Source organism: Rhizobium sp. SJZ105, assembly GCF_007828365.1.
Lineage (GTDB): Bacteria > Pseudomonadota > Alphaproteobacteria > Rhizobiales > Rhizobiaceae > Agrobacterium > Agrobacterium tumefaciens.
In genome coordinates this window covers 933,373-958,302 of the sequence record NZ_VIUP01000001.1, presented here as the reverse complement: position 1 = coordinate 958,302, position 24,930 = coordinate 933,373, and the positions used below count along the sequence as shown (strand labels likewise).

28 protein-coding genes are annotated in these 24,930 nt (G+C 62.6%); 27 read left to right on the top strand and 1 reads right to left on the bottom strand.

Features of this window, described 5'->3' with window-relative positions; genetic code table 11:
• Positions 1-446 precede the first annotated feature (446 nt).
• The 9 genes from FB593_RS04790 to FB593_RS04745 all read left to right on the top strand — a co-directional run bounded on the left by FB593_RS04790 (position 447) and on the right by FB593_RS04745 (position 6,664).
• Positions 447-1,085 (top strand): hypothetical protein, encoded by a 639-nt coding sequence (locus FB593_RS04790; protein ID WP_065688296.1) that lies wholly within the window; start codon positions 447-449, stop codon positions 1,083-1,085.
• 43 nt (positions 1,086-1,128) lie between these two features.
• Positions 1,129-1,452, top strand: coding sequence for a Dabb family protein (locus FB593_RS04785; RefSeq protein ID WP_003512096.1), 324 nt, complete (start codon positions 1,129-1,131; stop codon positions 1,450-1,452).
• A gap of 186 nt (positions 1,453-1,638) precedes the next feature.
• Positions 1,639-2,805 carry a phage portal protein gene (locus FB593_RS04775; protein WP_112155261.1) on the top strand — a complete coding sequence of 389 codons (1,167 nt, stop codon included), beginning with the start codon at positions 1,639-1,641 and terminating at the stop codon, positions 2,803-2,805.
• Positions 2,806-2,992: 187 nt separating this feature from the next.
• A complete protein-coding gene (locus FB593_RS04770; protein WP_003512100.1) occupies positions 2,993-3,313 on the top strand; it encodes a DUF6107 family protein in 321 nt (106 codons plus the stop codon).
• A 41-nt stretch (positions 3,314-3,354) separates the two neighbouring features.
• Positions 3,355-3,945 carry an HK97 family phage prohead protease gene (locus FB593_RS04765; RefSeq protein WP_065661221.1) on the top strand — a complete coding sequence of 197 codons (591 nt, stop codon included), beginning with the start codon at positions 3,355-3,357 and terminating at the stop codon, positions 3,943-3,945.
• A 37-nt stretch (positions 3,946-3,982) separates the two neighbouring features.
• The gene (locus FB593_RS04760) at positions 3,983-5,251 is read left to right on the top strand and encodes a phage major capsid protein (RefSeq protein WP_041694343.1); all 1,269 of its coding nucleotides are present in this window, start codon (positions 3,983-3,985) and stop codon (positions 5,249-5,251) included.
• A gap of 112 nt (positions 5,252-5,363) precedes the next feature.
• A complete protein-coding gene (locus FB593_RS04755; protein ID WP_121556470.1) occupies positions 5,364-5,933 on the top strand; it encodes a head-tail connector protein in 570 nt (189 codons plus the stop codon).
• 3 nt (positions 5,934-5,936) lie between these two features.
• Positions 5,937-6,272: a phage head closure protein gene (locus FB593_RS04750; RefSeq protein WP_065658132.1), complete on the top strand. Its 336-nt coding sequence runs from the start codon at positions 5,937-5,939 to the stop codon at positions 6,270-6,272.
• A complete protein-coding gene (locus tag FB593_RS04745) occupies positions 6,269-6,664 on the top strand; it encodes a DUF3168 domain-containing protein (RefSeq protein WP_121556471.1) in 396 nt (131 codons plus the stop codon). The genes FB593_RS04750 and FB593_RS04745 overlap by 4 nt, the downstream gene beginning before the upstream one ends.
• Before the next feature lie 7 nt (positions 6,665-6,671).
• Here FB593_RS04745 and FB593_RS04740 read toward each other — a convergent pair whose 3' ends face one another.
• Positions 6,672-7,871: an MFS transporter gene (locus FB593_RS04740; protein ID WP_186447881.1), complete on the bottom strand. Its 1,200-nt coding sequence runs from the start codon at positions 7,869-7,871 to the stop codon at positions 6,672-6,674.
• A 107-nt stretch (positions 7,872-7,978) separates the two neighbouring features.
• On the opposite strand from FB593_RS04740, the gene FB593_RS04735 reads away from it, so the two are divergent.
• The 18 genes from FB593_RS04735 to FB593_RS04650 all read left to right on the top strand — a co-directional run bounded on the left by FB593_RS04735 (position 7,979) and on the right by FB593_RS04650 (position 24,799).
• Positions 7,979-8,386, top strand: a complete 408-nt coding sequence (locus FB593_RS04735; RefSeq protein ID WP_003512111.1) for a phage major tail protein, TP901-1 family — start codon at positions 7,979-7,981, stop codon at positions 8,384-8,386.
• Positions 8,386-8,742, top strand: coding sequence for a gene transfer agent family protein (locus FB593_RS04730; protein ID WP_145166354.1), 357 nt, complete (start codon positions 8,386-8,388; stop codon positions 8,740-8,742). The genes FB593_RS04735 and FB593_RS04730 overlap by 1 nt, the downstream gene beginning before the upstream one ends.
• Positions 8,739-8,960, top strand: a complete 222-nt coding sequence (locus FB593_RS04725; RefSeq protein WP_025592848.1) for a rcc01693 family protein — start codon at positions 8,739-8,741, stop codon at positions 8,958-8,960. Before FB593_RS04730 ends, FB593_RS04725 begins: the two co-directional genes overlap by 4 nt.
• Before the next feature lie 97 nt (positions 8,961-9,057).
• Positions 9,058-9,639, top strand: coding sequence for a phage tail tape measure protein (locus FB593_RS04720; RefSeq protein ID WP_003512118.1), 582 nt, complete (start codon positions 9,058-9,060; stop codon positions 9,637-9,639).
• Positions 9,640-9,729: 90 nt separating this feature from the next.
• A complete protein-coding gene (locus tag FB593_RS04715) occupies positions 9,730-10,368 on the top strand; it encodes a TIGR02217 family protein (protein ID WP_003512120.1) in 639 nt (212 codons plus the stop codon).
• Complete coding sequence (locus FB593_RS04710) at positions 10,365-11,249, top strand: DUF2163 domain-containing protein (protein ID WP_113472867.1); 885 nt, start codon at positions 10,365-10,367, stop codon at positions 11,247-11,249. Before FB593_RS04715 ends, FB593_RS04710 begins: the two co-directional genes overlap by 4 nt.
• Positions 11,246-11,680, top strand: a complete 435-nt coding sequence (locus FB593_RS04705; RefSeq protein ID WP_145166353.1) for an NlpC/P60 family protein — start codon at positions 11,246-11,248, stop codon at positions 11,678-11,680. The genes FB593_RS04710 and FB593_RS04705 overlap by 4 nt, the downstream gene beginning before the upstream one ends.
• A 17-nt stretch (positions 11,681-11,697) precedes the next feature.
• Positions 11,698-15,501: a baseplate multidomain protein megatron gene (locus FB593_RS04700; RefSeq protein ID WP_145166352.1), complete on the top strand. Its 3,804-nt coding sequence runs from the start codon at positions 11,698-11,700 to the stop codon at positions 15,499-15,501.
• A 34-nt stretch (positions 15,502-15,535) separates the two neighbouring features.
• On the top strand, positions 15,536-15,742 hold the full coding sequence (locus FB593_RS04695; protein WP_003512133.1) for a hypothetical protein: 207 nt from the start codon (positions 15,536-15,538) through the stop codon (positions 15,740-15,742).
• A gap of 139 nt (positions 15,743-15,881) precedes the next feature.
• Positions 15,882-16,136: a hypothetical protein gene (locus FB593_RS04690; RefSeq protein ID WP_003497070.1), complete on the top strand. Its 255-nt coding sequence runs from the start codon at positions 15,882-15,884 to the stop codon at positions 16,134-16,136.
• 96 nt (positions 16,137-16,232) lie between these two features.
• Complete coding sequence (locus tag FB593_RS04685; RefSeq protein WP_003512135.1) at positions 16,233-16,904, top strand: response regulator transcription factor; 672 nt, start codon at positions 16,233-16,235, stop codon at positions 16,902-16,904.
• A complete protein-coding gene (locus FB593_RS04680; protein ID WP_003512137.1) occupies positions 16,894-18,294 on the top strand; it encodes a sensor histidine kinase in 1,401 nt (466 codons plus the stop codon). Before FB593_RS04685 ends, FB593_RS04680 begins: the two co-directional genes overlap by 11 nt.
• Positions 18,295-18,401: 107 nt before the next feature.
• A complete protein-coding gene (locus FB593_RS04675) occupies positions 18,402-18,830 on the top strand; it encodes a membrane protein (protein WP_025592860.1) in 429 nt (142 codons plus the stop codon).
• 143 nt (positions 18,831-18,973) lie between these two features.
• Positions 18,974-20,128: a c-type cytochrome biogenesis protein CcmI gene (gene ccmI / locus FB593_RS04670; RefSeq protein ID WP_019564067.1), complete on the top strand. Its 1,155-nt coding sequence runs from the start codon at positions 18,974-18,976 to the stop codon at positions 20,126-20,128.
• Positions 20,125-20,637 carry a cytochrome c maturation protein CcmE gene (gene ccmE / locus FB593_RS04665; protein WP_003512141.1) on the top strand — a complete coding sequence of 171 codons (513 nt, stop codon included), beginning with the start codon at positions 20,125-20,127 and terminating at the stop codon, positions 20,635-20,637. The genes ccmI and ccmE overlap by 4 nt, the downstream gene beginning before the upstream one ends.
• On the top strand, positions 20,634-22,628 hold the full coding sequence (locus FB593_RS04660) for a heme lyase CcmF/NrfE family subunit (protein WP_003512142.1): 1,995 nt from the start codon (positions 20,634-20,636) through the stop codon (positions 22,626-22,628). Before ccmE ends, FB593_RS04660 begins: the two co-directional genes overlap by 4 nt.
• Positions 22,625-23,089, top strand: a complete 465-nt coding sequence (locus tag FB593_RS04655; RefSeq protein WP_019564066.1) for a cytochrome c-type biogenesis protein CcmH — start codon at positions 22,625-22,627, stop codon at positions 23,087-23,089. The genes FB593_RS04660 and FB593_RS04655 overlap by 4 nt, the downstream gene beginning before the upstream one ends.
• 156 nt (positions 23,090-23,245) lie before the next feature.
• Entirely contained in the window at positions 23,246-24,799 is a 1,554-nt protein-coding gene (locus FB593_RS04650; protein ID WP_003512147.1) for a Do family serine endopeptidase, read from the top strand.
• The last annotated feature ends 131 nt before the right edge of the window (positions 24,800-24,930 follow it).

The following is a 24,930-nucleotide window of genomic DNA, read 5'->3' as shown; positions in this document are numbered from 1 at the left end:
CGCGATTATTGGCCCCATGAATGAGAGCCAATTGCCTATCTAGCCGATGCATATTGGTTCTTCTCCCCGGCGGGGAGAAGAAATCCGGGTCGCCGTTAACGCCCAAAATCGGACGTCTGGCAGATCCTACTTCTTCGGAGACTGCGCGGGTTTCGGCTGAGAACCGGTTTCGCGCATCTGGCGCCACTCGTTTTCGAGCCGGTCATAAACGGTCTGGGGGATTGTCGCTGTCATGGTGGCATTCCTCCTTGAATGGTCAACGCTGCGGAAGTGCGCGGTGAATGGAGTTAGCGCGCTAAGGTTCCGCAACTCAAGGAATTTTTTACCTCAAAACCCCGGTCAGCGGATTAAAATCGATTAGGATTTGTTCAAATCGATTTAGTTCTGACGGCCGTCATGTGGAAAAAACAAAGGGTGATATCGCCCACGATTTTCAGGAGCCGGCTGTGGCCTATGACGAGGCGCGATTCTTCGCGTCGGTGCGAATTTCCATCTACGGTGGTCGCCTGCGAGCTACACAGCTTGACGGGACGAAGGCGATCCTGGCCGGCTTCGGCAAGGCCCTGCCGGGCGGTGATCCCCGCTGGCTCGCCTACATGCTGGCCACCACTTTTCACGAGACGGCTGCGACCATGCAGCCGGTGCGCGAGACATTGGCGGCAAACGATGCCGAGGCGATCGCAAGGCTGGACCGGGCCTTTGCGGCAGGCAGGCTGCCCATGGTGCGCAAACCCTATTGGCGGCCAGACGCCGACGGCAGAAGCTGGCTCGGGCGCGGTTTCGTGCAACTGACGCATCGCCGCAATTACGAGGCCATGTCGCAGCTGACCGGTGTGGACCTTCTGGAGCGTCCCGAGCGCGCCATGGAACCGGATGTGGCAACCGCGATCCTGATCCACGGCATGATAGCCGGCAGCTTTACCGGCCGGAAACTTGCCGATGTCTTCGAGGGCAAGCGTGAGGATTGGGAGGGTGCGCGCGCCATCATCAATGGCCGCGACCGGGCGCGGCTTGTCGGGGACTACGGCCGGGCATTTCATCGCGCACTTTTGGCGGCGCGGATTGAACCGGCGCGGGGCAGATGATAACCCGTTAGCAAGCGCCGCAAGGGCCATATTCGAATTTTGCATGACAGGTGACACCGTGATCCGCCATATCGTTTTTTTCACCGTTCCCGAGGAAAACCGCGACGCCGTGCGCAAGGGGCTCTCCGGCCTCACCGCCATACCGCATTCGCTGAAGCTCGAAATCGGCGAGAATGTGAAGAAGGACCAATGGGGCAATTCGGTCGATTTTATCGTTTATGGCGAGTTCGAAAACGAGGCGGCGCTCGCGGCCTACAAAGCCGACCCCGCTTATGATCTTTCGACGCGTACGGTGAAGCCGCTGCGCGAGACGCGGGTTGCCGCTGATTTCAACAGCGATACGGCAGTGAAAGCGCCAATCCGGTAAGTTTCGTCAAGACTCGGGCCCTCCACCCTCATTCCTGTGCTTGTCACAGGAATCCAGCCGACGCGCGTCTGCGCGGCGAAAAGAGTGCTTTCAGTCCAAAGACTTGGGCTGGCTGAATCCCTGTGACGAGCACAGGGATGAGGGCCTGGCGGGAAACTGAGCCCGCATTAAAACAAGGACAATTCCATGCGATTTCCGTTTTCCCTGCCGTGGCGGCGCCCGGCGGATGGCAGAGCCGTGCCTGAACGCAAGACAGCGGCGGGCGGCTTCATGGCGGTTGCGGCGCAGGGTGGGCAGGCATTCTGGTCCGGCCGCTCCTATGCCGCGCTCGCCCGCGAGGGCTTCATGAAAAACCCGGTAGCGCACCGCGCCGCCCGCATGGTGGCAGAAGCCTCCGCATCAGTGAGCTGGCTGCTTTACGATGGCGATGAGGAGATCGGCGATCATCCGCTGCTCGCACTTCTAGGCAAGCCCAGCGCGCATATGGGCGGGCCGGACTTTTTCGAGACGCTGTATGGCCATCTGATGTTGGCTGGCAACGCCTATATCGAGCCGCTAGTGGTCGGCGAACGACTGCGCGAGCTGCATCTTCTGCGGCCGGACAGGGTGAGCATCATCGAAGGCGAGGATGGCTGGCCCGTGGGTTACGATTATCGTGCCGAGGGCCGCGCCATCAGGCGCATTGCCTCTGAACGTGACGGGCTGGGGCTGCTGCACCTGAAGCTTTTTCATCCACTGGACGATCGGGCCGGGTTCGCGCCACTTGCTTCGGCGGGCGCGGCTCTCGATCTGCACAATGCCGCAAGCCAGTGGAACAAACGTCTGCTCGACAATTCCGCTCGCCCTTCCGGTGCACTGGTCTATCAGCCAAAGGAGGGTGGCAATCTCTCGACCGAGCAATATGAGCGGCTGAAGCGCGAGCTGGAGGAAGGTTATCAGGGCGCGATGAATGCAGGCCGGCCGCTTCTTCTGGAAGGCGGTCTCGACTGGAAGGCCATGGGGCTTTCGCCGCGCGACATGGATTTTCTGGAAGCACGCAACGGTGCGGCACGCGACATCGCGCTTGCACTCGGCGTACCGCCGATGCTGATCGGCATTCCCGGCGACAATACCTATGCCAATTACCAGGAGGCAAACCGCGCTTTTTATCGTCTCACCGTGCTGCCGCTCGTCAACCGCACGGCGGCACGGCTCTGCGGCTGGCTGTCGCCGATTTTCGGCTCCGGGCTGCGGCTGGAACCGGATCTTGACAGGATCGCCGGTCTTGCCGGTGAGCGGGACGCCCTGTGGACAAGGATCGGCGCAGCGTCGTTTCTGACCGACGAGGAAAAGCGGGAGGCGGTGGGGTATTAGCCACCGTGCTTGAGCCACCGGGCTGCGTCTTCGACCAATTTCTGAACCAGCGGAATCGTTTTGTGAGGTTCGCCGTTCAAGCGATTCTGAAGACTCGCGAAATGGCGTTTTGAAACTGCACACCCGACCTGCGGGCGACGCGGCGCGTCTGTCCGATTTTTCACATCCTAAACCGGAATGATTACCCATGTCTGAATTCGCCAATGAAGGCGGCATCTGGGCCGCTCGCATCACCGGTGCCGTCGCAGGCGCGGGTGTGTCGCTCGTCTACCTTCTGCCGAAAAGCAAACGCGAGGCGGCGAGCCGTTTCGTGACCGGCGTCTCCTGCGGCATGATCTTCGGCGGCCCCGTGGGCCTGTGGATCGTGCAGCAACTCGAGATTGCCGGCGCGCTTTCCGGCCGGGAAATCATGGTGGCGGGTTCTGCCGCTGCCAGCATGGTGGCCTGGTGGGGGCTTGGCCTGCTGGTGCGCGTGGCCGACCGTTACAACGCCCGTCCGCGCGCTTAGCCTCCACGCGGCACCCCCTTTTCACATCGCAGGAGTTTCCCATGCACGTCTATCGCGGGCCGCGCCCCGCCACGCGCAAATTCGCCAATCTGGAACTGCGCGGCATAGCTGGCGACGGCACGTTTTCCGGTTATGCCAGCGTCTTCGGCGAGGTCGATCTCGGCCGCGACGTGATCGAGCGCGGCGCTTTCCGCCGCTCCATCGAGGAACGCGGTGCGGGCGGTATCCGGATGCTCTACCAGCACGATCCTGCCGAGCCGATCGGCGCATGGCGTACCATCCGCGAGGATGAGCGCGGGCTTTACGTGGAAGGTGTTCTCGCCCCCGGCGTCGCCCGTTCGCGCGAGGTCCATTCGCTGATGAAGACAGGCGCGCTGGACGGGCTTTCGATCGGTTTTCGCACGGTACGTTCCAGCAAGGAGGGGCGCTCCGGCAAGGCGGCACGCTCTGGCGTCAGGCGCATTCTTGAGGCCGATCTCTGGGAAATCTCTGTGGTGACCTTTCCGATGCTGCCGTCCGCGCGGGTCTCGGATGTCAAACACGCCCGCTTCTTCCGCGACCGCGAAACCGAGCTGGTGCGCACCATGCGCCGCGCGGCGCGTTCGCTTTTCGACACAGCCTTCAAACGCTGACTTCCTCCCAAACACTTCCGAAAACAAGGATGGCGACATGACAGACCAGATGACCAAACCGGCCGCAATGACGGTCGCGCCGCAGGTGAAGGCCGTGCCCGATACGATGACGGCGGCCTTCGACGAGTTCATGGAGGCCTTCGAGGCCTTCCGCGACACCAACGACCAGCGGCTTTCCGATATCGAACGCAAGATGGGGTCCGACGTCGTGACCCGCGACAAGCTCGACCGCATCGACAAGGCGCTCGATGACAACCGCAAGATCATGGACGATCTGGCGCTCAAGAAGGCGCGCCCGGCGCTCGGCCGCAAGCAGGCGCATTCCCTCGATACGGATGAGCACAAGGCCGCCTTCGAGGCCTATATCCGCCGGGGTGAGGAGGGCGCGCTGCGCGATCTGGAGGCCAAGGCCTTTGCCGGATCGACAGGCGCCGATGGTGGTTATCTGCTGCCCACCGAAACGGATGGCGAGATCGGCCGCCGCATGACGGCGATTTCACCGATCCGGTCGCTGGCGACCGTGCGGCAGGTTTCCACTGCCGTGCTGAAGAAGCCGTTTTCGCCGGGTGGATTTGCCACCGGCTGGGTTTCTGAAACTGCGGCTCGCCCCGAGACGACAACACCGAAGCTCTCCGAACTTTCCTTCCCGACTATGGAACTCTACGCCATGCCTGCCGCAACCCAGGGGTTGCTGGATGATGCGGCCGTGGATATCGAGGCCTGGATCGCCTCGGAAGTGGACATTGCCTTTGCAGAACAGGAGGCAGCGGCGTTCATCGCCGGCGACGGCACCAACAAACCGAAGGGTTTCCTCTCCTATACGGCCGTCGCCAATGACAGCTGGAGCTGGGGCAATATCGGTTATGTCGCCACCGGTGTTGCGGGTGGCTTCGCCTCCGCGGGGCCAATGGATGTGCTGCTGGATGCCGTCTATGGACTGAAGGCAGGCCACCGCCAGAACGGCAACTTCGTGATGAACCGCAAGACGCAAGGGGCGCTGCGCCGCTTCAAGGATACCAGCGGCGCCTATCTCTGGCATCCGCCCGCTGCCGCCGGGCAGCCCGCCTCGCTGATGGGCTTTCCCGTGATGGAGGCCGAAGATATGCCGAATGTCGCGGCAAACAGCTTCGCCATCGCTTTCGGTGATTTCCGCGCCGGTTACCTCGTGGTGGACCGCACCGGCGTGCGCATCCTGCGCGATCCCTATTCGGCAAAACCCTATGTGCTGTTCTACACCACCAAGCGCGTGGGCGGCGGCGTTCAGAACTTCGAGGCGATCAAGCTGGTGAAGTTCGGGGTGAATTGACCACAATCTTCCCCGTCACCCCGGACCAAGTCGGGGGTGACGGCGTGCGGATGCTACATTTTCGCCAAACGCTTTCGGCCGGACTTCTTTCTGTCCCATATCCGGAGACCCCATGACCTATGCCCTCATTCATCCGCCGCAGGCGGAGCCGCTGACGCTTGCCGAGGTGAAGGCGCATTTGCGTCTCGACGGCGGCGACGAGGATGCGCTGCTGGCTGCGCTGATCCTTACCGCCCGCGAGCATCTGGAACGTACGACGGGACTTTGCCTGATACGCCAGACCTGGCGGCTCTATCTCGACCGGTGGCCGCCGAGTGGCATGATTCCGATTGGTAAGGGACCGGTGCAAACCATCGAAACGATTCTGGTTTTTGACGGTCAAGGGCGCGCGGCCGACATCACAGCCGCCGACAGATTGCTTGACGGCGAGGCGCGCCCGGCGCGGCTGTGGCTGCGCGACCCGCCAGCACCCGGACGGGTGATGAACGGCATCGAGATCGACTTCATTGCCGGTTACGGTGAGGCGGGAACTGATGTTCCCGATACGCTGAAACGCGCCATGCTGATGCATGTGGCCCAGATGTTCGCCTTCCGCGGTGCCGTTGCTCTGGAAAATCAACCCGCAGCGGTTCCGCCCGGTTACGAGCGGCTGGTGTCGCCGTTCTGCCGTGTGGGGCTCTGAGCCATGAACCTCGTTTTTCTCGACCCCGGCAAGCTTACGGCGCGGTTGGAGCTGGAGGTGCGCAGCGAGGTACCGGACGGGCAGGGTGGGGCCGCGGAAAGCTGGAGTTTCCTGCGTTCGCTCTGGGCGGCCATCGAACCTGTTTCGAATGCCTCGCATGAGCGGGCCTCGGCTGAGGGCGTAACAATCACCCACCGCGTCTGGCTGGTCTGGCGCAGCGACATTGCCGCCGGCATGCGCTTTCGCAAGGGACGGCGCATTCTGGCGATCCGGGCCGTGATGGATCCGGACGAGACCCGCCGTTTCATCGTCTGCCGCTGTGAGGAGGAAAGCCCGTGAGTGCCGCAAATGTGCTTCTACAGGCGATTTTCGCAAGACTTTCCGGCGACGCTGCTCTGATGGCGCTTATCCCCGGCGGTATCGTCGACCGGCTTTTGCCGCGCGCCATCCTGCCCTTGATCGTTATCGGCGAACTTGAAAGCCGCGATTACTCGACGGCGACGGAAAAGGCCGAAGAACATTTTCTGTCGCTGGACATCTGGAGCGATGCCAATGGCCGCAGGTACGCGGGTGAGATTGCCGGGCGGGTGAAAACCCTGCTCGACGATGCCGCCCTTCCGCTTGTCGGTATCTCGCTCGTCAATCTGCAGCTTCTCTCGAGCCGTTCGCGGCGCGAGCCGAAGACACGGAACTTCCTCGCAGAAATGCGTTTCAGGGCGGTAACGGAATAGGGTCGGTTCAGGAATTGTGTTTGCGCACGGTGCGCCAGAGCACGATCAGCAGCAGAAACGAAATGCTGATCAGCACGGCGGCGATGGTGAGCATGGCCGCCACCCCGCCGCGATCCAGCGCCAGCGTGAAAATGACGGGCGCCACGGCAATCGCAAGGTTCTGCGGCAGGGAGATACGCGCAGCCTGAAGGCCATATTGTTCCGGTGAAAATACTGCGAGCGGCAACACCGCGCGACTGACGGTGAGCACGCCCGCGCCAAAGCCGAAGAAAATGATGAAACCGATGAAAGCGGGCATGGCCGGGGCAAAAACGAGCAACAGCACGAAGGATGCGAGCAGCATACCTAAGCCGATCATGCAGGTGACGAAAGGATTGCCGTGTTTTCCAAGCAGAAAATCCAACCCGCGCGCCATGATCGCAAGCACGCTACGCACGGCTGCCAGTTGCACGGCGAGCGATTGCGATGCGCCGGCATGGACCAGCAGCAGAGGCAGGAGCGGCGAAAAGCCAAAGGCTGTGAAGGCGCTAAGCGTCGTCATTGCCGCCAGAAGCAGAAAGGCGCGCCGCGTATCGACAGGCGATGTCGAGACCGCAGCGCCTTTCGAAGTGCTCTGAGTATTGCTCGTCCTTCGTCCGGGAAGGACAAAAACATAGAGTGGCAGAAGCACGAATATCTGCAGACAGGCATATACCAAAAGGGTGCCGCGCCAGCCCAGGTGCTGATCTGCGACGGTGGTGACGGGCAGGAAAACCGCTGCCGAAAGTCCGGTAAACACCATCAGAAGCGTCAGCGACCGGCCACTTTCCGCGCCGACACGTTCCACCACAGCGGTATGGGCCGCCGTCGTCAGGCCGCAGGTCGCGGCCAGACCCATCACGACCCAGCCGAGGACATAGCTGATCACGCCGCCCGCAAAGGCGATCACGACAAAACCCGCCGTGAACAGCAACGAACCCGCCACAAGAACAGGGGCGGCACCACGGCGCACCAGCGTTCTTCCCAGAAGCGGGCCACAGAGGGCGCTGATCGTCATCATGACGGTGAGACCGGCAAAAACGACCTCGTTTGCGATGGCCAGTTCCTCTCCGATGCGTGGCCCCAGTATGGCCAGCATGTCGAAACCGGTGCCCCAGCTGACGACCTGCCCAACCGCAAGCACGCCGATAAGGCGCGCGCGAGACGTGAAGGGGGTGGCATCAGACATGATGAAAATCGCGGGTGCGAGATGCGGGAATGCTTTTGGTAGCAGGCCAGTTGCGACCCGGCAACATCAAACGAGACGACATCAATCGAAACGAGAGGGAGACCACCATGGTGGCGCAGAAGGGCAAGGACCTGCTGCTGAAGTTCAACAACGCCGGCTCCTATGTGACCGTGGCGGGGCTCAGAACCAAGCGTCTGGCCTTCAACGCGCAGGCGGTCGATATTACCGACGGCGAAAGCGCCGGGCGCTGGCGCGAGCTTCTGGCCGGCGCCGGCGTGCAGCGGGCATCGCTGACGGCGTCGGGCATCTTCAAGGATCAGGCAAGCGATGCGCTGGTGCGTGGCGCATTTTTCGCCGGCTCCATTCCGGGCTGGCAGATCGTCATTCCTGACTTTGGCACGATCACCGGGCCGTTCCAGATCGTCGCGCTCGAATATTCCGGTCGCCACGATGGCGAAGTGCAATTCGAGACCGCGCTGGAATCGGCCGGTTTCCTTAATTTCGGAGCACTTTGATGCCGCAAGGGTTACGTTACGGGCGGGCGAACCGCCATCGCGGCGAGATTGAGGCGCTGATCGATGGCGAAAGGCGCCTTCTTTGCCTGACGCTCGGCGCTCTCGCCGAACTCGAAACCGCCTTTCAGGCCGATGATCTCACCGCGCTCGCCGAACGTTTCGCAGCCGGACGTATGAAGGCGGCCGATATGATACGGGTGATCGGCGCCGGTCTGCGCGGCGCGGGCAACGTGTTTTCCGATGAGGACGTGGCCGCAGCCACGGTGGAAGGCGGCGTTGCCGGCCACGCCGCCATCGTCGCCGATCTCCTGACAGCCACCTTTGCCGGTTCGAGGAGCACGCCGCCGGACCCCTGAGTGCCGCAGCAGGTGAGGTGGGCGATCTGACGCCGCGTCCTTTTCCCTGGGAGGCGGTAATACACACCGGTTTCCACCTGCTGCGGCTTTCCTCCGAAACCTTCTGGCAGCTGACGCCAAGGGAATTCGTTGCCATGACCGGCGGCATCCGCCCCGCTTTCCACACCCTCGACCGCCCGGCGATGGATGCGATGATGCGGCGGTTTCCGGATGGGTGAGTGTGGTTTGCTATTTTGGGGGACGTGCATCTTTCGTGAAAACGACCAGGCAATTCAAACATCTACGGTTCCGTTTTGAATCAGAAAGGCAAGCGTGATGGCAGGCGAAGGATCGATTGCGGGCAGTCGCGAGGAAGCGGAAGCGCTCTCGGAGGTGATGGGTGATCTCGAACGGCGTTCCGAGCGGTTCGGGGCGGCGTTGACTTCTGCCATGCAGGCTGCGGCGACGGGCGGCAAGGGGTTGGATGAAGTGTTGCGCGGGCTTGGCGAACGGCTCTCCGGCATTGCGCTTTCCGCCGGGCTGAAGCCGCTTGAGAACATGATCGGCAATGCCGTGGGCGGGCTTTTGAATGGCGGCGGTTCGCTGTTTGCCTTTGCCGATGGCGGGGTGCCGGGACGCAGTATCACGCCCTTTGCCGATGGCGGTGTGGTCGCAAGCCCGGCCTTCTTCCCGATGGGCGGCGGGCTTGGCCTGATGGGCGAAGCGGGTGCCGAGGCGATCCTGCCGCTGAAGCGTGGTTCGGATGGGGCGCTCGGTGTTGCCGCACCGGCGGGTGGCGGCGGCGCGCAGATCGTTTTCAATGTGACGGCGACGGACGCGGCGAGCTTCAGAAAAAGCGAAGGCCAGATCGCCGCCATGCTGGCGCGCAGCGTCGGGCGTGGCCAGCGCGGCCTGTGACGGATTGGACCTCCTCCCTGCAAGACCTCTGTGTCGAGCGTGACCCTTCCATCTTTCCCAGACTATCAAAACGAATCCAGGAACAACGACATGGCGGCATTTCATGAAGTGCGGTTTCCGCTGAGGCTGGCGCTTGGCGTGAGCGGCGGGCCGGTAAGGAGAACCGATATCGTCAACCTTTCCAATGGGCGGGAGAACCGCAACCAGCGTTGGAAGAATGCCAGACGCGCCTATGACGCAGGATCGGGCATTCGCTCCGTTGCCGATCTTTACGAGGTGCTGTCCTTTTTCGAGGCGCGGCGCGGTGAACTCCATGGTTTTCGGTTTCGCGACCCGGTGGATTTCAAATCATGTCCGCCGGGCCAGACACCTGCTGCAAGCGACCAGAAGATCGGCACCGGTGACGGCACGACGACGGCTTTTCAGCTGGTGAAGACCTATGCCGATGCGGGCGGTTCCTTCACCCGGCGGGTGGCGAAGCCGGTCGAGGCTTCGGTCATCATCTCAGTCGATGGAGTGAAAGCCGCTTTGTCGGATTTTTCGGTCGACCATGCGACCGGTACGGTGACGTTTCGCGCCGGTAAGGCGCCGCCTGCCGGTGCCGCAATCCGGGCCGGTTTCGAATTCGACGTGCCGGTGCGATTTGCAATCGACCGCGTCGACGTGAACCTTACCGCCTTCGAGGCGGGCCGCATTCCCTCCATTCCATTGATGGAAATCCTGCCATGAAGACCATTCCTGCCGCTTTGGCCGAACATCTGGCGGGCGAGGCCACGACCACCTGCCATTGCTGGAAAGTGACGCTGAAGGACGGCGAGGTCATCGGTTTTACCGACCATGACGAGACCCTTTCCTTCGCCGGTACCGCCTATCTGGCCGCAAGCGGCTTTGGTGCAAGTGACAGCGACAGCGAGGCCGGACTTGGCGCGAGTGCGGGTGAAGTGACGGGCGGCTTTTCCAGTGAGGCGATTTCCGAAAGCGATCTGGCCGCCGGACGTTTCGATGGTGCGCAGGTGGCGCTCTACCTCGTCAATTGGCAGGCGCCGGAACAGCATGTGCTGCTGAACATGCGCGAAATCGGCGAGGTGACACGGGCGGGCGGGGCGTTTCGTGCCGAGCTGCGGAGCATCGCCCATCGTCTTTCCCAGCCGCAGGGCAGGGTCTATGGGCGACGCTGCGATGCCGCCCTTGGTGATCGGCGATGCGGCGTCGATCTCAAGCGATTTACCGGCACCGGCAGCGTTGCGGGCATGGACGCGGCGGGCAACCTGCTGGTGACAGGGCTGGACGCTTTCGCCGATGGTTTCTACAGCCGTGGGAAATTGCAGTTTCTGAGCGGCCAACTTGCCGGCAAGGGTTTCGATCTCGACGGCCACGAGAAACGCGATGGCGGCACGGTTCTGTCCTTGTGGCTCGCTCCGGAGCAACCGCCGCAGCCGGGTGATGTTTTTTCCGTCATCGCCGGTTGCGACAAGAGTTTTGCGACCTGCAAGGCGAAATTCGCCAATCACCTGAACTTTCGTGGCTTTCCGCATCTGCCGGGGGCGGATTTCGCCTATTCCTACGCCAGCGGCGGCCAGACCCATGACGGCAAGGCGCTGTTTCCATGAGCAGTACCTCAGAAAAAGTGCTGGCGCTCGCGCAAGGCTGGATCGGCACGCCCTACCGGCATCAGGCGTCGTTGCAAGGCGTTGGCTGCGATTGCCTCGGCCTTGTCAGGGGCATCTGGCGCTCGCTTTACGGCGAGGAACCGGAACTGCCGCCGCCCTACGCACCAGATTGGGCCGAGCGGGGCGGCGAGGACCGGCTGCTGGAGGCAGCCACACGTTATTTTTCGGCGGTGCCTGATATGGAAGAGGCGATGCCGGGCGACCTGCTGCTGTTCCGCTGGCGGGCCGATGCAGCGGCGAAACATCTCGGCATCCTCGCCGTGCCGCAGCATTTCATCCATGCCTATGAACAGGTGGCAGTGGTGCGCTCGGCGCTGGTGCCCGGCTGGAAGCGACGTATTGCCGGCGTCTTCCGTTTTCCCGAACCCTGACATTTTTCGAGGCGACCATGGCGACCATTCTCTTTCAGGCGGCGGGTGCAGCACTCGGCGGCGTTTTCGGCCCCGTGGGTGCCATCATCGGCCGCGCGGCTGGCGCGCTGGCGGGCAATGCCGTCGACCGCGCGCTGCTTTCGAACGGGCGGACGGTGTCCGGCGCCCGGCTTTCCACAGCGCGTATTCCGGGTGCGGACGAAGGCGCGGCCATCAACCGGCTTTACGGCACGGCGAGAATCGGCGGTACGCTGATCTGGGCGACGCGCTTTGAGGAAAGCGTCGAGGTGACGCGTCGTGGCGGCAAGGGCAATCGCGGCCCGAAGGTCGAGACCTTCCGCTATTTCGCCAATCTCGCCGTCGGGCTGTGCGAGGGCGAGGCGGCCATGGTGCGGCGTGTCTGGGCCGATGGGCGGGAACTGGACCTGAGCGCCATCGAGATGCGCTTTTATCCCGGCAGCGAGACGCAATTACCGGATCCGCTGATCGAGGCAAAACAGGGCGCAGGCAATGCACCCGCCTTTCGCGGGTTGGCCTATGTCGTGTTCGAACGCCTGCCGCTTGACAGCTATGGCAACCGCATTCCGCTGATGCAGTTCGAGGTGGTGCGACCGGTCGGCCGGCTGGAAAAAGCCATCCGTGCCATCACCGTCATTCCCGGTGCGACGGAACACGGTTACGCCACGGCGCAGGTTTCGGAACGCACCGGCATGGGCGAAAGTCGCATCATGAACCGCAATTGCCTGACGGCCTTGACCGACTGGCAGGCCGCGATCGACGAATTGCAGGCGCTGTGCCCCAATCTGCAAAGCGTGGCGCTGGTGGTGAGCTGGTTCGGCACCGACATGCGCGCGGGCGAATGCCGCATTCTGCCGGGTGTGGAAGTGGCGGGTCGCGACAGGGAAAGTGCAGCATGGTCCGTCGCCGGTGTTTCGCGCGGGCAAGCGCATCTCGTCAGCCATCACGGCGGCGGCCCGGCCTATGGTGGCACGCCGGATGATAAAAGCGTTGTGCAGGCGATAGCCGACCTCAAGGCGCGTGGTCTGAAGGTTTGCCTTTACCCATTCGTGATGATGGATGTGCCAGCCGGCAACGGCTTGCCGGACCCCTACGGCAAAGGCGAGCAGGACGCCTATGGCTGGCGCGGACGCATCACCTGTTTTCCGGCACCTGGCCTGGCAGGTTCGCCCGACCGCAGTGCAGGCACGCGCACGGAGATTTCCACCTTCTGCAACCGCACTGAGGGGTATCGCCGCATGGTGCTGCATTATGCGGCGCTGGTGGCGCAGGCGGGTGGGGTGGATGCCTTCCTGATCGGCTCGGAGCTGCGCGGGCTGACAAGCCTGCGCGACCATAACGACGCCTTTCCTTTCGTGGAGGAACTGGTGCGGCTGGCGGCGGATGTGCGCGCCGTTGTCGGGTCGGCAACGAAACTGACCTATGGCGCGGACTGGAGCGAATATTTCGGCTATCAGCCGGCGGACGGTTCCGGCGACGTGTTCTTCAATCTAGATCCGCTGTGGGCAAGCCCTGATATCGATGCGATCGGCATCGACAATTACATGCCGCTTTCCGATTGGCGCGACGAGGATGCCACAAACGGCAATCCTGATGGTATGAGCGGCCCGGACGATGCTAGCGCCTTCCGTTATGCCATCACGGCGGGCGAGGGTTTCGACTGGTATTACGCCAGCCATGCCGACCGCGCGGCGCGGCGGCGCACGCCCATCACTGATGGTCTCAAGGGCAAGCCGTGGGTATTCCGCTACAAGGACCTGCGAAGCTGGTGGCAGAATGCCCATTTTGACCGGGTGCGCGGTGCGGAGAAATTGACGCCAACCGCATGGGTGCCGGGGTCGAAACCGATCTGGTTCACCGAACTCGGCTGCCCGGCGGTGGACAAGAGTGCGACGCGCCCGAATGTCTTTCCCGATCCGAAATCGGCGGAAAACGCTTATCCCTATTTTTCCCGCAGAAGCCGCGCCGACAGCCAGCAGCGACGGTTTCTGGAGGCGCATCTCGACCATTGGAGGGGGAAGGGGGATGCGGCGATGGTGGATCATAACCGCGTCTATATGTGGACCTGGGATGCGCGGCCGTTCCCCGCCTTTCCGCAGAACGGCGCGGCCTGGAGCGATGGGGCCAACTGGCGTACCGGCCATTGGCTGAACGGCCGGCTTGGGACTGCCACGCTTGCCGATACCATCGCCGCGATCCTGACGGACCATGGATTTTCCGGCTTCGACGTCTCTGCCGTCAGTGGCGATCTGACGGGATATGTGCAGGGCGACGTGACCTCGGCCCGCAACCTCCTGGAGCCGCTGATGGCGGCGTTTCAGGTGGATGTGGCCGAGGACGGCGGAACCCTGCGCTTCCGCTCTCGCAATACGGCGGTTTTGCCCGTGCGTGACGCTGCCGTGCTGGCCGATCTGGACGACGAACCGCTGTGGTCGGAAAATCGCGGCCATGACAGCGATTTCGCCGCAGAGGCCGTGCTGACCTCGTTCAATCCGGCGCTGGACTACGAGCAGGCGAGCGTGCGTTCGCGCCGTATCGACAATGCCGGCAGCCGCGTCATGCGGCTCGACCTTAACGCCGCACTCCCGGCGGAAACGGCGGAAGCCGCGGCGGAGGCCCTGTTGCGTGACAACAGGCAGGCACGGCGCACACTGCGTTTTGCGTTGCCGCCCGCAGATATCGCTCTGGAACCCGGCGATTGCATTCGTCTCCCGCAGAGTGTGTTTTCGGAGGCTCCGGCAGGGAGGTTCCTGGTCAGCCGGATTGAGGACGGTGCTGTACGGCAGGTGGAGGCGCGCGCCTTTTCCGCCGCATCCGCCGCTTTTTTGGGCGCTGTGGATGAGCGTCGTGTTGGCGGGGCAAAGGGCGCGGAAGGCTTTGCCCCGGAGGTGCTGTTTCTCGATCTGCCGCGCCATGACGGCACGGCGCCTGAAAATTCGGCGCAGATTGCCGTTTTTGCACGGCCATGGCGGCCAATCGTCGTTTCGTCCTCCGCCGGCACGGAGGGCTACCGGCAGTGCGCCGTGCTTGACCGGCCCGCGATGATCGGCACGCTGGCCATGCCGCTGACATCAGGCCCCTCCGGCCGTTTCGACCGGCAAAACACCATCCTGATCGATCTGCCATCCGGCGAGCTTTCCTCGGCCACGGAGCTTTCGGTGCTGAACGGCGAGAACCGCATGGCGGTGAGGGCCGCAAACGGTGTTTGGGAGATCATCGCTTTCGCGCGCGCAGAGGAAATTGCGCCCGCGCGCTGGCGGCTTTCCGCTTTGTTGCGTGGGCTTGGCGGCACTGAAGATGCGTTGGCCATTGGCGCGCCGGTGGGCACCCCTGTTGTGGTGCTGGACGCGGCGGTGCAGCCGCTCGGTCTTGCCGCGACCGAACGCGGACGGCGGCTGAACTGGATTGCCGAGGCTGCGGGAATGGCGGGCGCCCCCGCCGGTCCTTTTGTCTTCGAGGGTGGCTTGCGGGCTGAAACGCCGCTTGCGCCGGTGCATCTTGCGGCCGAGCGGCGCAGGGACGGCATTTTGCTGCGCTGGGTGCGCCGAGGCCGGATGGAGGCCGATGGCTGGGACGCGAGCGAGATACCGCTGGAAGAGCCGTTCGAGCGTTACCGCGTGGAGGTGCTGGATCGCGAGGCCGTTCGACGCACGGCAGAGGTCTCCGAACCCTTCTGGCTGTACCCCAAAGCGGGCGAACTCACAGATTTCCCGACCTTGCGGGATCACATTTCCGTGCGTGTCCGTCAGCTCGGCCGTGCGGTGCCTCTGGGAGTGGCGGCGCACGCCGTTCTCCCACTCTGACAACCACCTGAAAAACAACGCAAAGGACGAGATTATGGAGAGTACCAAGGCATGGTATCAATCGCGCACGATATGGGGCGCCCTAGTTGCGGTTTTCGCACCGCTTTTCAGCGTCGCTGGTCTTGATCTTCCCGCCGGCCTGCACGGCGAGCTGGCGGAGGGACTGGTGACCGTTGCGGGCGGAATTGGCGGCCTCGTCGCACTTTACGGCCGCCTTTCGGCAACCCGTGCCATCCGCTGACGCCACTAGCGCCCATACCGTCCCCGCCGTGCGTCGTGGCGTCGGGGGCGGCATTCATTTGCCATTCAGACGCTTTGCGCTACATATTCGGTCACAATACGGTTCGAGACGCAGCCGATTTTTTTGGAAGATTTGTGCAATGGCATCACCTCTCATCATCGCGACGCTTGCAGCCGGGCTTTCCGGTTTCACGGCGCCCGAGGCTGATTTGCAGGGCCATTACATTCTGGCTGCAAGCGATTGCGGCGCGGCCGTTGCCCGCGTGGTGCGCGAAACCGGTGGCCAGCTTCTTTCGGTCTATCCCTCCGGTGACGGTCAGTCCTGTGTAGTTACCGTTCTCGTCCAGGGTAATGGCGAGCGCCCGCGCAAGGTAACGATGCGCGTGCCGATGTAGCCTTGCCCGCATCGCCGAAATATCGGAAAACAATCCGACACAGTTAGCATGACCGGCGACGCGCGCGCGGGCCGGGACGTAAGGAAAGGGCGGATAATGCGTATTCTCGTGGTTGAGGACGATGCCAATCTCAATCGTCAGCTGACCGACGCGCTGAAAGAAGCCGGTTATGTTGTCGATCAGGCATTTGACGGCGAGGAAGGCCATTATCTCGGCGATACCGAACCCTATGACGCGATCGTTCTGGATATCGGCCTGCCGCAGATGGACGGCATCACCGTCGTCGAGAAATGGCGCGCGGCGGGCAAGGCCATGCCGGTCCTCATTCTCACCGCCCGTGACCGCTGGAGCGACAAGGTGGCGGGCATCGATGCCGGTGCCGACGATTACGTGACCAAGCCCTTCCATGTGGAAGAAGTTCTTGCCCGCGTGCGTGCGCTCATCCGCCGCGCCGCTGGCCACGCTTCCTCCGAGCTCGTCTGCGGACCGGTCAAGCTCGATACCAAATCCTCCAAGGCAACGGTCAACGGCGTGACGCTGAAGCTCACCTCGCATGAGTTCCGCCTGCTTTCCTATCTCATGCATCACATGGGCGAGGTCGTCTCGCGCACGGAGCTGGTCGAACATATGTACGATCAGGATTTCGACAGGGATTCCAACACGATCGAGGTGTTTGTCGGACGTTTGCGCAAGAAGCTCGGGGTTGATCTGATCGAGACCATCCGTGGCCTCGGTTACCGGATGCAAGCGCCGGCAGATGCGAAGTAGCTCTCTTACCGCCCGCGTTCTTCTTCTCGCCTCCGCCTGGTCGGCGCTGGCGCTGGTGGTCATTGCCGTCGTGATCTCGACGCTCTACCGGCAGGGCGTGGAGCGCAGCTTCACCGATCTTCTGCGGGCGCAGCTTTATAACGTCATTAATTCCGTGACGATTTCGAACGAGAATACGCTGGCCGGCAGCCCGCAGCTCGGCGATCTCCGGTTCTCGCAGCCCGATACCGGCTGGTACTGGGTGGTGGAGCCGCTCGGCAATTTCCAGACGGCACCGCTGGTCTCCTCTTCGCTCGGCGTCGCGTCCTTGCCGGTGCCGAGCATTATCGATGCTCCCTTCGATAACAGATACGAGCGTTTTTATGCCGTGACCGACGAGGCGGGCAACAAGGTGCGGGTGGCGGAAACGGAAGTCGTGCTGGATGGTGAAGGCCGCGCGGCGCGTTTCCGCGTTTCCGGCAACCTGAATGTCGTTGAAGACGATGTGCGCAATTTCTCCAACAGCCTTTATCTGGCGCTCGCCGTCTTCGGTGTCGGCAGTCTGGTCGTCAATGGCCTTGCGATTCTCTACAGTCTGCGGCCGCTCGATCAGGCCCGTCTGGCGCTCGGAAAGATCAGGGGCGGGGAGGCGGAAAGCCTCGAAGGCGAATTCCCGCGCGAAATCCAGCCGTTGGCGAACGAAGTCAATGCGCTGATCGACAGCAACCGGCGCATCGTCGAGCGCGCCCGCATGCAGGTCGGCAATCTCGCACATTCGCTGAAAACGCCGATTGCCGTGCTTCTGAACGAGGCCCGCACGCTGGAGCCGCAGCATGGCGATCTGGTGCGCGCGCAGGCTGACGCCATGCAGGCGCAGGTGCAATCCTATCTTTCGCGCGCCCGCATCGCCGCCCAGCGCGGCTCGATTCTTGCGCGCGTGGAAGCGGAGCCGGCGCTGGAACGGCTGGTGCGCGTCATGCGCCGCCTCAACCCCGACAAGCAGTTCGAGCTGAATTTCGAGCATCCGGGGGCGGTGCTGGGCATGGAACAGCAGGATCTGGAGGAGATCGTCGGCAATCTTCTCGAGAATGCCGCGCGTTTTGCACAGACCAAAGTCGTTGTCACGCTTGCGACCGGCACTCACCCGTCCTCCGACCCCGAAATGGGCCGGCGCTCATGGGTGGAGTTGATCGTGGAGGATGACGGGCCGGGGCTGGAGCCCGGGCAGATAAGTGAAGCGATGAAGCGCGGCAGGCGGCTGGACGAAAGCCGTCCGGGCACCGGCCTCGGATTGTCGATCGTTTCCGAAGTGGTGTCTGAGTACCATGGCCACTTTTCCCTCTCGCGCAGCGGGATAGGTGGCCTGAAAGCCGATTTGATTTTGCCTGGCCTCTCGAAAGAGCTTGCGTGAGGCAAGAAAAAAGGCAAGAAATTCAATGCCGATATATAACGCGCGGTGCGGTAAGGAAAAGAGGACAGGGTTTGGTTGACGTGTATGATGGCTGCCGCTCCGTGACGATGCGTTCGCTGGTGTCACGCCCGGCACTTCTCTCGATCCTGTGCGTATCGATGCTGAGCGCCTGCACCACCACGGGCACCCGCTCGGCCGGTGGCAGTCTGTTCGGCGGTTCGGCACAACCTTCAACGCCGTTCCTTGCCAACATGCAGGGCGGCATTGTCGGACGAAGCGGTCTGCAACTCGAAAAGGGCGACCGCACCAAAGCGCTTGAGGCCGAATATCGCGCACTGGAAACCGCCCCGGTCGGTACGCCGGTGACATGGACCGGCGACGATGCCAGCGGCCAGGTGGTTGCCAATGCGCCCTATCAGGTGGGCAACCAGAATTGCCGGCAGTATTCCCACACGCTGACTGTCGATGAAAAGGAAACCCGGGTTCGCGGTGCGGCCTGCCGCAATGCCGATGGCAGCTGGTCTCCTTTGACGTAAATCAAGGTCATGGACCTTTCCGAGTGACAGGAAGGGCTATAGCGGTGCAGCTGGACGCCGGGCGGTGCGGCGTGATGTCTCAAATTCGCGTCATCTCCGCGCTTCATGTTTCCATGTGCCGTGCATTCGAGTAATTGAGCCTTATGTTCTGGATTGTCGTTGCGATATTGACGGCGGCTGTCGCCATCGTCCTGATGTACCCGCTGATGCGGAAGACCGAGGTGTCGCAGACGCGCCGCGACGGCGAGGTTGCAGTCTATCGCGACCAGCTTGCCGAACTGGACCGCGAGCGTGCCGCTGGCCTGATCGGCGAGACGGAGGCGGAATATGCCCGCGCCGAAATCGGCCGCCGGCTGCTTGCCGCAGCCGATACCCGTCAAGACGCTGAAAGCAGCGCCCGGCCGCTGCGGCACAATCTCGCCGTAACCCTGATTACCGTTTTGCTGCCCGCACTTGGCCTCTGTCTTTACATCTGGAAGGGAAGTCCGGAAGTGCCGGACATGCCGCTCGAGGCACGTCTGGAGCAACCCGGTAACGACATGAACCTTCTGGTCGCCCGTGCCGAGCGGCACCTGGCCGAAAACCCCGACGACGGTGCAGGCTGGGATATCCTGGCGCCGATCTATTTCAAGACGATGCGGCTTGGCGATGCCGAGCTTGCCTATCGCAACGCGCTTCGTCTGCAAGGGCCGAGCACAGAACGGCTGACGGGACTTGGCGAAACACTGGTGGCGAGCAATGACGGCATCGTCATCGAGGCTGCGCGTGAGGCCTTTGCCGAAGCCGAGCGGCTGAAACCCGGCAATCCACGCGCCCGCTTTTATCTGGCGCTGTCGCTGGAGCAGGCGGGCAAGGCGCAGGAGGCGCGTGCGGCCTTTGCAGCACTGGCGGCGGATGCACCAGCCGGTGCGCCATGGTTGCCGCTGGTGCGGGAACATATCGCCAGAACCGGCGGCGAGGCAGCGCCCGGCCCGACCGCAGGCGACGTGGCGGCGGCGAAAGACATGACGCCCGCCGACCGGCAGGCGATGATCGAGGGCATGGTGGCGAGCCTCGACGCCAAGCTCAAGGAAAATCCGGGTGATTTCGAAGGCTGGATGCGCCTCGTGCGCGCCTACTCCGTCTTGAACAATGCAGCGAAGGCGGGCGAGGCACTGAGAGCCGGTTTGCAGGTTTTCCCGCCTGAGGGCGAAGAGGGTAAGCAGCTTCTGGCGCTGGCGAAGGAATTGGGAGTTTCCGCCGGACCCGTTCGCATGGACGGGCAAGGGCGCGCGATGCCGCAGGGAGTGACGCAATGACCCGCAAACAGAAACGGCTCGCAATCATCGGCGGCGGCATGAGCTTCATCGTCGCGGCCGTGCTGCTCGTCATGTTCGCCTTCGGCCAGTCCATAGCCTATTTCTACATGCCGGCCGATCTGGAGAAGACGCCGGTCAATCCCGGCACCCGCATCCGCCTAGGTGGGCTGGTGGCGGAAGGCTCCGTCAAGCGCGGGGAGGGCCGCACGGTGAGCTTCACGGTGACTGACGGTGAAGCAAACGTGCCCGTCAGCTATACCGGCATTCTGCCCGATCTTTTCCGCGAGGGGCAGGGCGTGGTGACGGAAGGCGTTTTCGATGCCGCGACCCATGGCTTTGTTGCCGACAGCGTTCTGGCCAAGCATGACGAAAACTACATGCCGAAGGAAGTGGCCGACCGGCTGAAAGACAAGGGCCTGTGGCAGAACACCGGAGAGGGCGGGCAACCTTCCGGCGCAGCGCCTTCTCCTGCGGGGGCTTCAGCCGACAAGACCGGAGCGATAAAATGATCAATGAGATCGGCCACTACGTTCTGGTTCTGGCACTCGCCGTGGGGCTGATCGTCTCGACGCTGCCGGTGATCGGCGCGCGCCGCAACGACCGGGCGCTGATGGATATTGCCTCGCTCGGCTCCGTCGTGATGTTCCTGCTCGTGGCCTTGTCCTTTGCGGCGCTGACGCGGGCCTATGCGGTTTCGGATTTCTCCGTGCGCAACGTCTGGGAAAACTCCCATTCGCTGATGCCGATGCTCTACAAGTTGACCGGCGTCTGGGGCAACCATGAGGGCTCCATGCTGTTGTGGCTGCTGATCCTGGTGTTTTTCAGCGCGCTCGTTGCCGTCTTCGGTCGCAACCTGCCGGAAACGCTGAAAGCCAATGTGCTGTCCGTGCAGGCCTGGATTTCCGTCGCGTTCCTGCTGTTCATCCTGCTCACCTCCAATCCGTTCATGCGTCTGGAGCGGGTGCCGGCCGAAGGGCAGGACCTGAACCCTATCCTTCAGGACTTCGGCCTCGCCATACATCCGCCGCTGCTTTATCTCGGTTATGTCGGCTTTTCCGTCTGTTTCTCCTTCGCCGTCGCTGCACTTCTGGAGGGCCGGATCGATGCGGCCTGGGCGCGCTGGGTAAGGCCATGGACGCTCGCCGCATGGACCTTCCTGACGGCAGGTATCTCCATGGGATCTTACTGGGCCTATTACGAACTCGGCTGGGGCGGCTGGTGGTTCTGGGATCCGGTTGAAAACGCCTCCTTCATGCCATGGCTTGCGGGCACCGCACTGCTGCATTCGGCACTCGTCATGGAAAAGCGCGAAGCGCTGAAAATCTGGACCGTGCTTCTGGCGATCATGACCTTCTCGCTGTCGCTGCTCGGCACCTTCCTCGTGCGCTCCGGCGTCTTGACCTCCGTGCACGCCTTCGCCACCGATCCGAGCCGCGGCATCTTCATTCTCGGCATCCTTACCGTTTTCATCGGCGGAGCTTTCGCGCTGTTCGCATGGCGGGCGCCCTCGCTGAAGGTGGGTGGATTGTTCGCGCCGATCTCACGCGAAGGGGCGCTGGTCCTCAACAATCTGATCCTGACGGTCTCGACCGCAACGGTACTGATCGGCACGCTCTATCCGCTCATTCTCGAAACGCTGACAGGCGAAAAAATCTCGGTCGGCGCGCCGTTCTTCAATCTCACCTTCGGCCTCCTGATGATCCCGGTGTTGATCGTCACGCCCTTCGGGCCGATGCTCGCCTGGAAGCGCGGCGATCTTCTCGGCGCTTTCCAGCGGCTTTATGTGGCGGCCGCCATTGCTGCCCTTGCCGGGCTGACGCTCTGGTACGTGGAGAACGGCGGCCCGGTGCTCGCCGCACTTGGCATCGCAGCCGGTTTCTGGCTGATCTTCGGGGCGCTTGCCGATCTCTGGTATCGGGCCAATTTCGGCAAACTGGCCTTCGGCATCGCTTTTCGACGCCTCAAGGGCCTGCCGCGTTCGGCCTTCGGCGCCGCACTTGCCCATATGGGGCTTGGCATCACCGTGCTTGGCATCGTCACCGTCACCACCTTCGAGACCGAAACCGTTCTTGAAATGAAGCAGGGCATGGAGGCGAAGGCGGGCGGCTACAGTCTCACCTTCGATGGCATCCGCCATGCCGTTGGCCCTAATTTTACCGAGGATCGCGGCCATTTCACCATACGCAAGGCGGGTGTGGAAGTGGCCGACGTCTGGTCCTCCAAGCGGCTCTACACCGCACGGCGAATGCCGACCACGGAAGCGGGCATTTTGACGTTCGGCCTCAGCCAGCTCTACGTCTCGCTCGGTGACCCGATGGCGGATGGCGGCATGGTAGTGCGCATCTGGTGGAAACCCTTCATCCTGTGCATCTGGGGCGGCACGCTGTTCATGATGGCCGGCGGTTTGATATCGCTCTCCGACAGACGGTTGAGGGTGGGCGCACCGAGCCGCAAGGCGAAGCCGGCAAAAACGGCCGCGATGCCGGAGGCGGCGGAATGAGGGAGGTTGTGTCGGGGCTCACGCTCCTTCTCGTTCTCATGTTTACGTCATGGCCGGCCTTCGCCTTCAACCCGGACGAGGTGCTGAAAGACCCCGCACTGGAACAGCGCGCCCGCAATCTCACGTCGCAACTGCGCTGCATGGTCTGTCAGAACCAGTCGATCGATGACAGCAATGCCGAACTGGCACGGGACCTGCGCGTTCTGGTGCGGGACAGGCTGGTGGCAGGCGATAGCGATCAGGCTGTTGTCGACTACGTCGTGTCTCGTTACGGCGAATTCGTGCTGCTGAAACCGCGTTTCAGCATGCGCACCGCACTTTTGTGGGGCGCGCCCATCGTTCTGGCGCTTGCGGGAATATTCGCCATCCTCGTTTTTTCGCGTCGGCGCGCCACCCAGGAGCGGCCGGAAAAACTGAGCGCGGACGAAGAAGAGAGAATTCGTAATCTCATTGAAAAATAACTGATTTTCATATCCGTCCTCGGTTCTTTTTCAACATTACGGTTTTTTCATTCGTCAGACACTTCGCTGTAAGGTGTCGCCTCCTATATCTTCATCATCCACCGCTTCTCCCCCGGTCAAACGGGTTCCAGTCTGAATGAAGAAAGAAGGTACACCATGTCTCACTCGCAAAACGGACGCTCCTCGCTGAAGACGGTTCTGAAGGCAACGACCGTTGGCGGTCTTGCCGCGCTGATGCTTTCCACAGGCATCGCCGCACCGATCGTTCATTCCTTTGCCGCTCCGGTCGAGGTGACTGCGCCGCAGGTTCCGAGCTTCGCCAATGTGGTCGAGGCGGTTTCGCCCGCCGTCGTCTCCGTTCGCGTCCAGTCGAACGTGCAGCCCGCTTCCGATGATTCCAGCAACTTTTCCTTCAATTTCGGCGGCCGTGGTCTCGACCAGCTGCCGGACGACCATCCCCTGAAGCGCTTCTTCAAGGAATTCGGCGGCCCCAACCAGGACCGTCCCGACCGTGGTCCGAACCGTCACCGTGACGGCAAGGGTCCGCTGCGCCCCGTCGCTCAAGGATCCGGCTTCTTCATCTCCGAAGACGGTTATGTCGTCACCAACAACCACGTTGTCGATGACGGCTCCGCCTACACGGTGGTGATGAATGACGGTACCGAACTCGAAGCCAAGCTCGTTGGCCGTGATCCGCGTACCGATCTGGCGCTGCTGAAGGTCGATGTGAACCGCAAGTTCACCTATGTGCAGTTTGCCGACGATAGCAAGATTCGCGTAGGTGACTGGGTCGTAGCCGTCGGTAACCCCTTCGGCCTCGGCGGCACGGTAACCTCGGGCATCGTTTCTGCCCGTGGCCGCGATATCGGCTCCGGCCCCTATGACGATTACCTGCAGATCGACGCCGCCGTGAACCGCGGCAACTCCGGTGGTCCCGCGTTCAATCTCAACGGTGAAGTCGTTGGCATCAACACCGCGATCTTCTCGCCCTCCGGCGGCAATGTCGGTATTGCTTTCGCCATCCCGTCGTCCGTTGCCAAGGACGTGATCGCCGACCTGCAAAAGGACGGCAAGGTCGAACGCGGCTGGCTCGGCGTGCAGATCCAGCCCGTCAGCAAGGACATTGCCGAGTCGCTTGGTCTTGCCGAAGCGAAGGGCGCGCTCGTCGTCTCGCCGCAGTCCGGTTCGCCGGGCGACAAGGCTGGCATCAAGCAGGGTGACATCATCACTGCCGTCAATGGCGACCCGGTCAAGGATGCCCGCGATCTGTCGCGCCGCATCGGCAGCATGACGCCAAACAGCAAGGTTGAAATCTCGCTCTGGCGCGGCGGCAAGTCGCAGTCGGTCACCGTGACGCTTGGCGATCTCGCAAGCGACGATGCCTCCAAAGCAACGCCGGGCCAGGAAAACGACAGTGGCAGCAAACCTTCCAGCGCAAAGGTGCTGTCGAGCCTCGGCCTGACGGTTGCGCCCGCTGACGACGGCAACGGCCTTGCCATCACTGATGTCGATCCGGACAGCGACGCCGCTGCCCGTGGCCTGAAGACGGGTGAGAAGATCACCTCCGTCAACAACCAGCAGGTGGCTTCTGCCGCCGATATCGAGAAGGTTCTCGAGCAGGCGAAGAAGGACGGACGCTCCAAAGCGCTGTTCCAGATCCAGACGGACAGCGGCAGCCGCTTCATCGCACTGGATATCGACCAGGGTTGATAATCTGAGATGCGACGCCGGTTCGTCTTCGAGCCGGCGTCGCTCGGGACTGTCTCTCACCTTGAGGGCGGGACAGAGTATGTGGAACGCGCGTGCCGCTTGTTTCTTCTCCGCTAGGGAGGAGAAGGTCG

What these genes read in the sequence shown, in the direction of transcription:
- FB593_RS04775 (WP_112155261.1), top strand. Translation starts at nt 1,639, where the DNA reads ATGCGATTTCCGTTTTCCCTGCCGTGGCGGCGCCCGGCGGATGGCAGA.
- FB593_RS04765 (WP_065661221.1), top strand. Translation starts at nt 3,355, where the DNA reads ATGCACGTCTATCGCGGGCCGCGCCCCGCCACGCGCAAATTCGCCAAT.
- FB593_RS04730 (WP_145166354.1), top strand. Translation starts at nt 8,386, where the DNA reads ATGCCGCAAGGGTTACGTTACGGGCGGGCGAACCGCCATCGCGGCGAG.
- FB593_RS04660 (WP_003512142.1), top strand. Translation starts at nt 20,634, where the DNA reads ATGATCAATGAGATCGGCCACTACGTTCTGGTTCTGGCACTCGCCGTG.
- ccmI (WP_019564067.1), top strand. Translation starts at nt 18,974, where the DNA reads ATGTTCTGGATTGTCGTTGCGATATTGACGGCGGCTGTCGCCATCGTC.
- FB593_RS04700 (WP_145166352.1), top strand. Translation starts at nt 11,698, where the DNA reads ATGGCGACCATTCTCTTTCAGGCGGCGGGTGCAGCACTCGGCGGCGTT.
- FB593_RS04720 (WP_003512118.1), top strand. Translation starts at nt 9,058, where the DNA reads ATGGCAGGCGAAGGATCGATTGCGGGCAGTCGCGAGGAAGCGGAAGCG.
- FB593_RS04785 (WP_003512096.1), top strand. Translation starts at nt 1,129, where the DNA reads ATGACAGGTGACACCGTGATCCGCCATATCGTTTTTTTCACCGTTCCC.
- FB593_RS04760 (WP_041694343.1), top strand. Translation starts at nt 3,983, where the DNA reads ATGACAGACCAGATGACCAAACCGGCCGCAATGACGGTCGCGCCGCAG.
- FB593_RS04650 (WP_003512147.1), top strand. Translation starts at nt 23,246, where the DNA reads ATGTCTCACTCGCAAAACGGACGCTCCTCGCTGAAGACGGTTCTGAAG.
- FB593_RS04695 (WP_003512133.1), top strand. Translation starts at nt 15,536, where the DNA reads ATGGAGAGTACCAAGGCATGGTATCAATCGCGCACGATATGGGGCGCC.
- FB593_RS04685 (WP_003512135.1), top strand. Translation starts at nt 16,233, where the DNA reads ATGCGTATTCTCGTGGTTGAGGACGATGCCAATCTCAATCGTCAGCTG.
- ccmE (WP_003512141.1), top strand. Translation starts at nt 20,125, where the DNA reads ATGACCCGCAAACAGAAACGGCTCGCAATCATCGGCGGCGGCATGAGC.
- FB593_RS04770 (WP_003512100.1), top strand. Translation starts at nt 2,993, where the DNA reads ATGTCTGAATTCGCCAATGAAGGCGGCATCTGGGCCGCTCGCATCACC.
- FB593_RS04675 (WP_025592860.1), top strand. Translation starts at nt 18,402, where the DNA reads ATGCGTTCGCTGGTGTCACGCCCGGCACTTCTCTCGATCCTGTGCGTA.
- FB593_RS04740 (WP_186447881.1), bottom strand. Translation starts at nt 7,871, where the DNA reads ATGTCTGATGCCACCCCCTTCACGTCTCGCGCGCGCCTTATCGGCGTG.
- FB593_RS04690 (WP_003497070.1), top strand. Translation starts at nt 15,882, where the DNA reads ATGGCATCACCTCTCATCATCGCGACGCTTGCAGCCGGGCTTTCCGGT.
- FB593_RS04750 (WP_065658132.1), top strand. Translation starts at nt 5,937, where the DNA reads ATGAACCTCGTTTTTCTCGACCCCGGCAAGCTTACGGCGCGGTTGGAG.
- FB593_RS04735 (WP_003512111.1), top strand. Translation starts at nt 7,979, where the DNA reads ATGGTGGCGCAGAAGGGCAAGGACCTGCTGCTGAAGTTCAACAACGCC.
- FB593_RS04680 (WP_003512137.1), top strand. Translation starts at nt 16,894, where the DNA reads ATGCGAAGTAGCTCTCTTACCGCCCGCGTTCTTCTTCTCGCCTCCGCC.
- FB593_RS04755 (WP_121556470.1), top strand. Translation starts at nt 5,364, where the DNA reads ATGACCTATGCCCTCATTCATCCGCCGCAGGCGGAGCCGCTGACGCTT.
- FB593_RS04710 (WP_113472867.1), top strand. Translation starts at nt 10,365, where the DNA reads ATGAAGACCATTCCTGCCGCTTTGGCCGAACATCTGGCGGGCGAGGCC.
- FB593_RS04705 (WP_145166353.1), top strand. Translation starts at nt 11,246, where the DNA reads ATGAGCAGTACCTCAGAAAAAGTGCTGGCGCTCGCGCAAGGCTGGATC.
- FB593_RS04715 (WP_003512120.1), top strand. Translation starts at nt 9,730, where the DNA reads ATGGCGGCATTTCATGAAGTGCGGTTTCCGCTGAGGCTGGCGCTTGGC.
- FB593_RS04655 (WP_019564066.1), top strand. Translation starts at nt 22,625, where the DNA reads ATGAGGGAGGTTGTGTCGGGGCTCACGCTCCTTCTCGTTCTCATGTTT.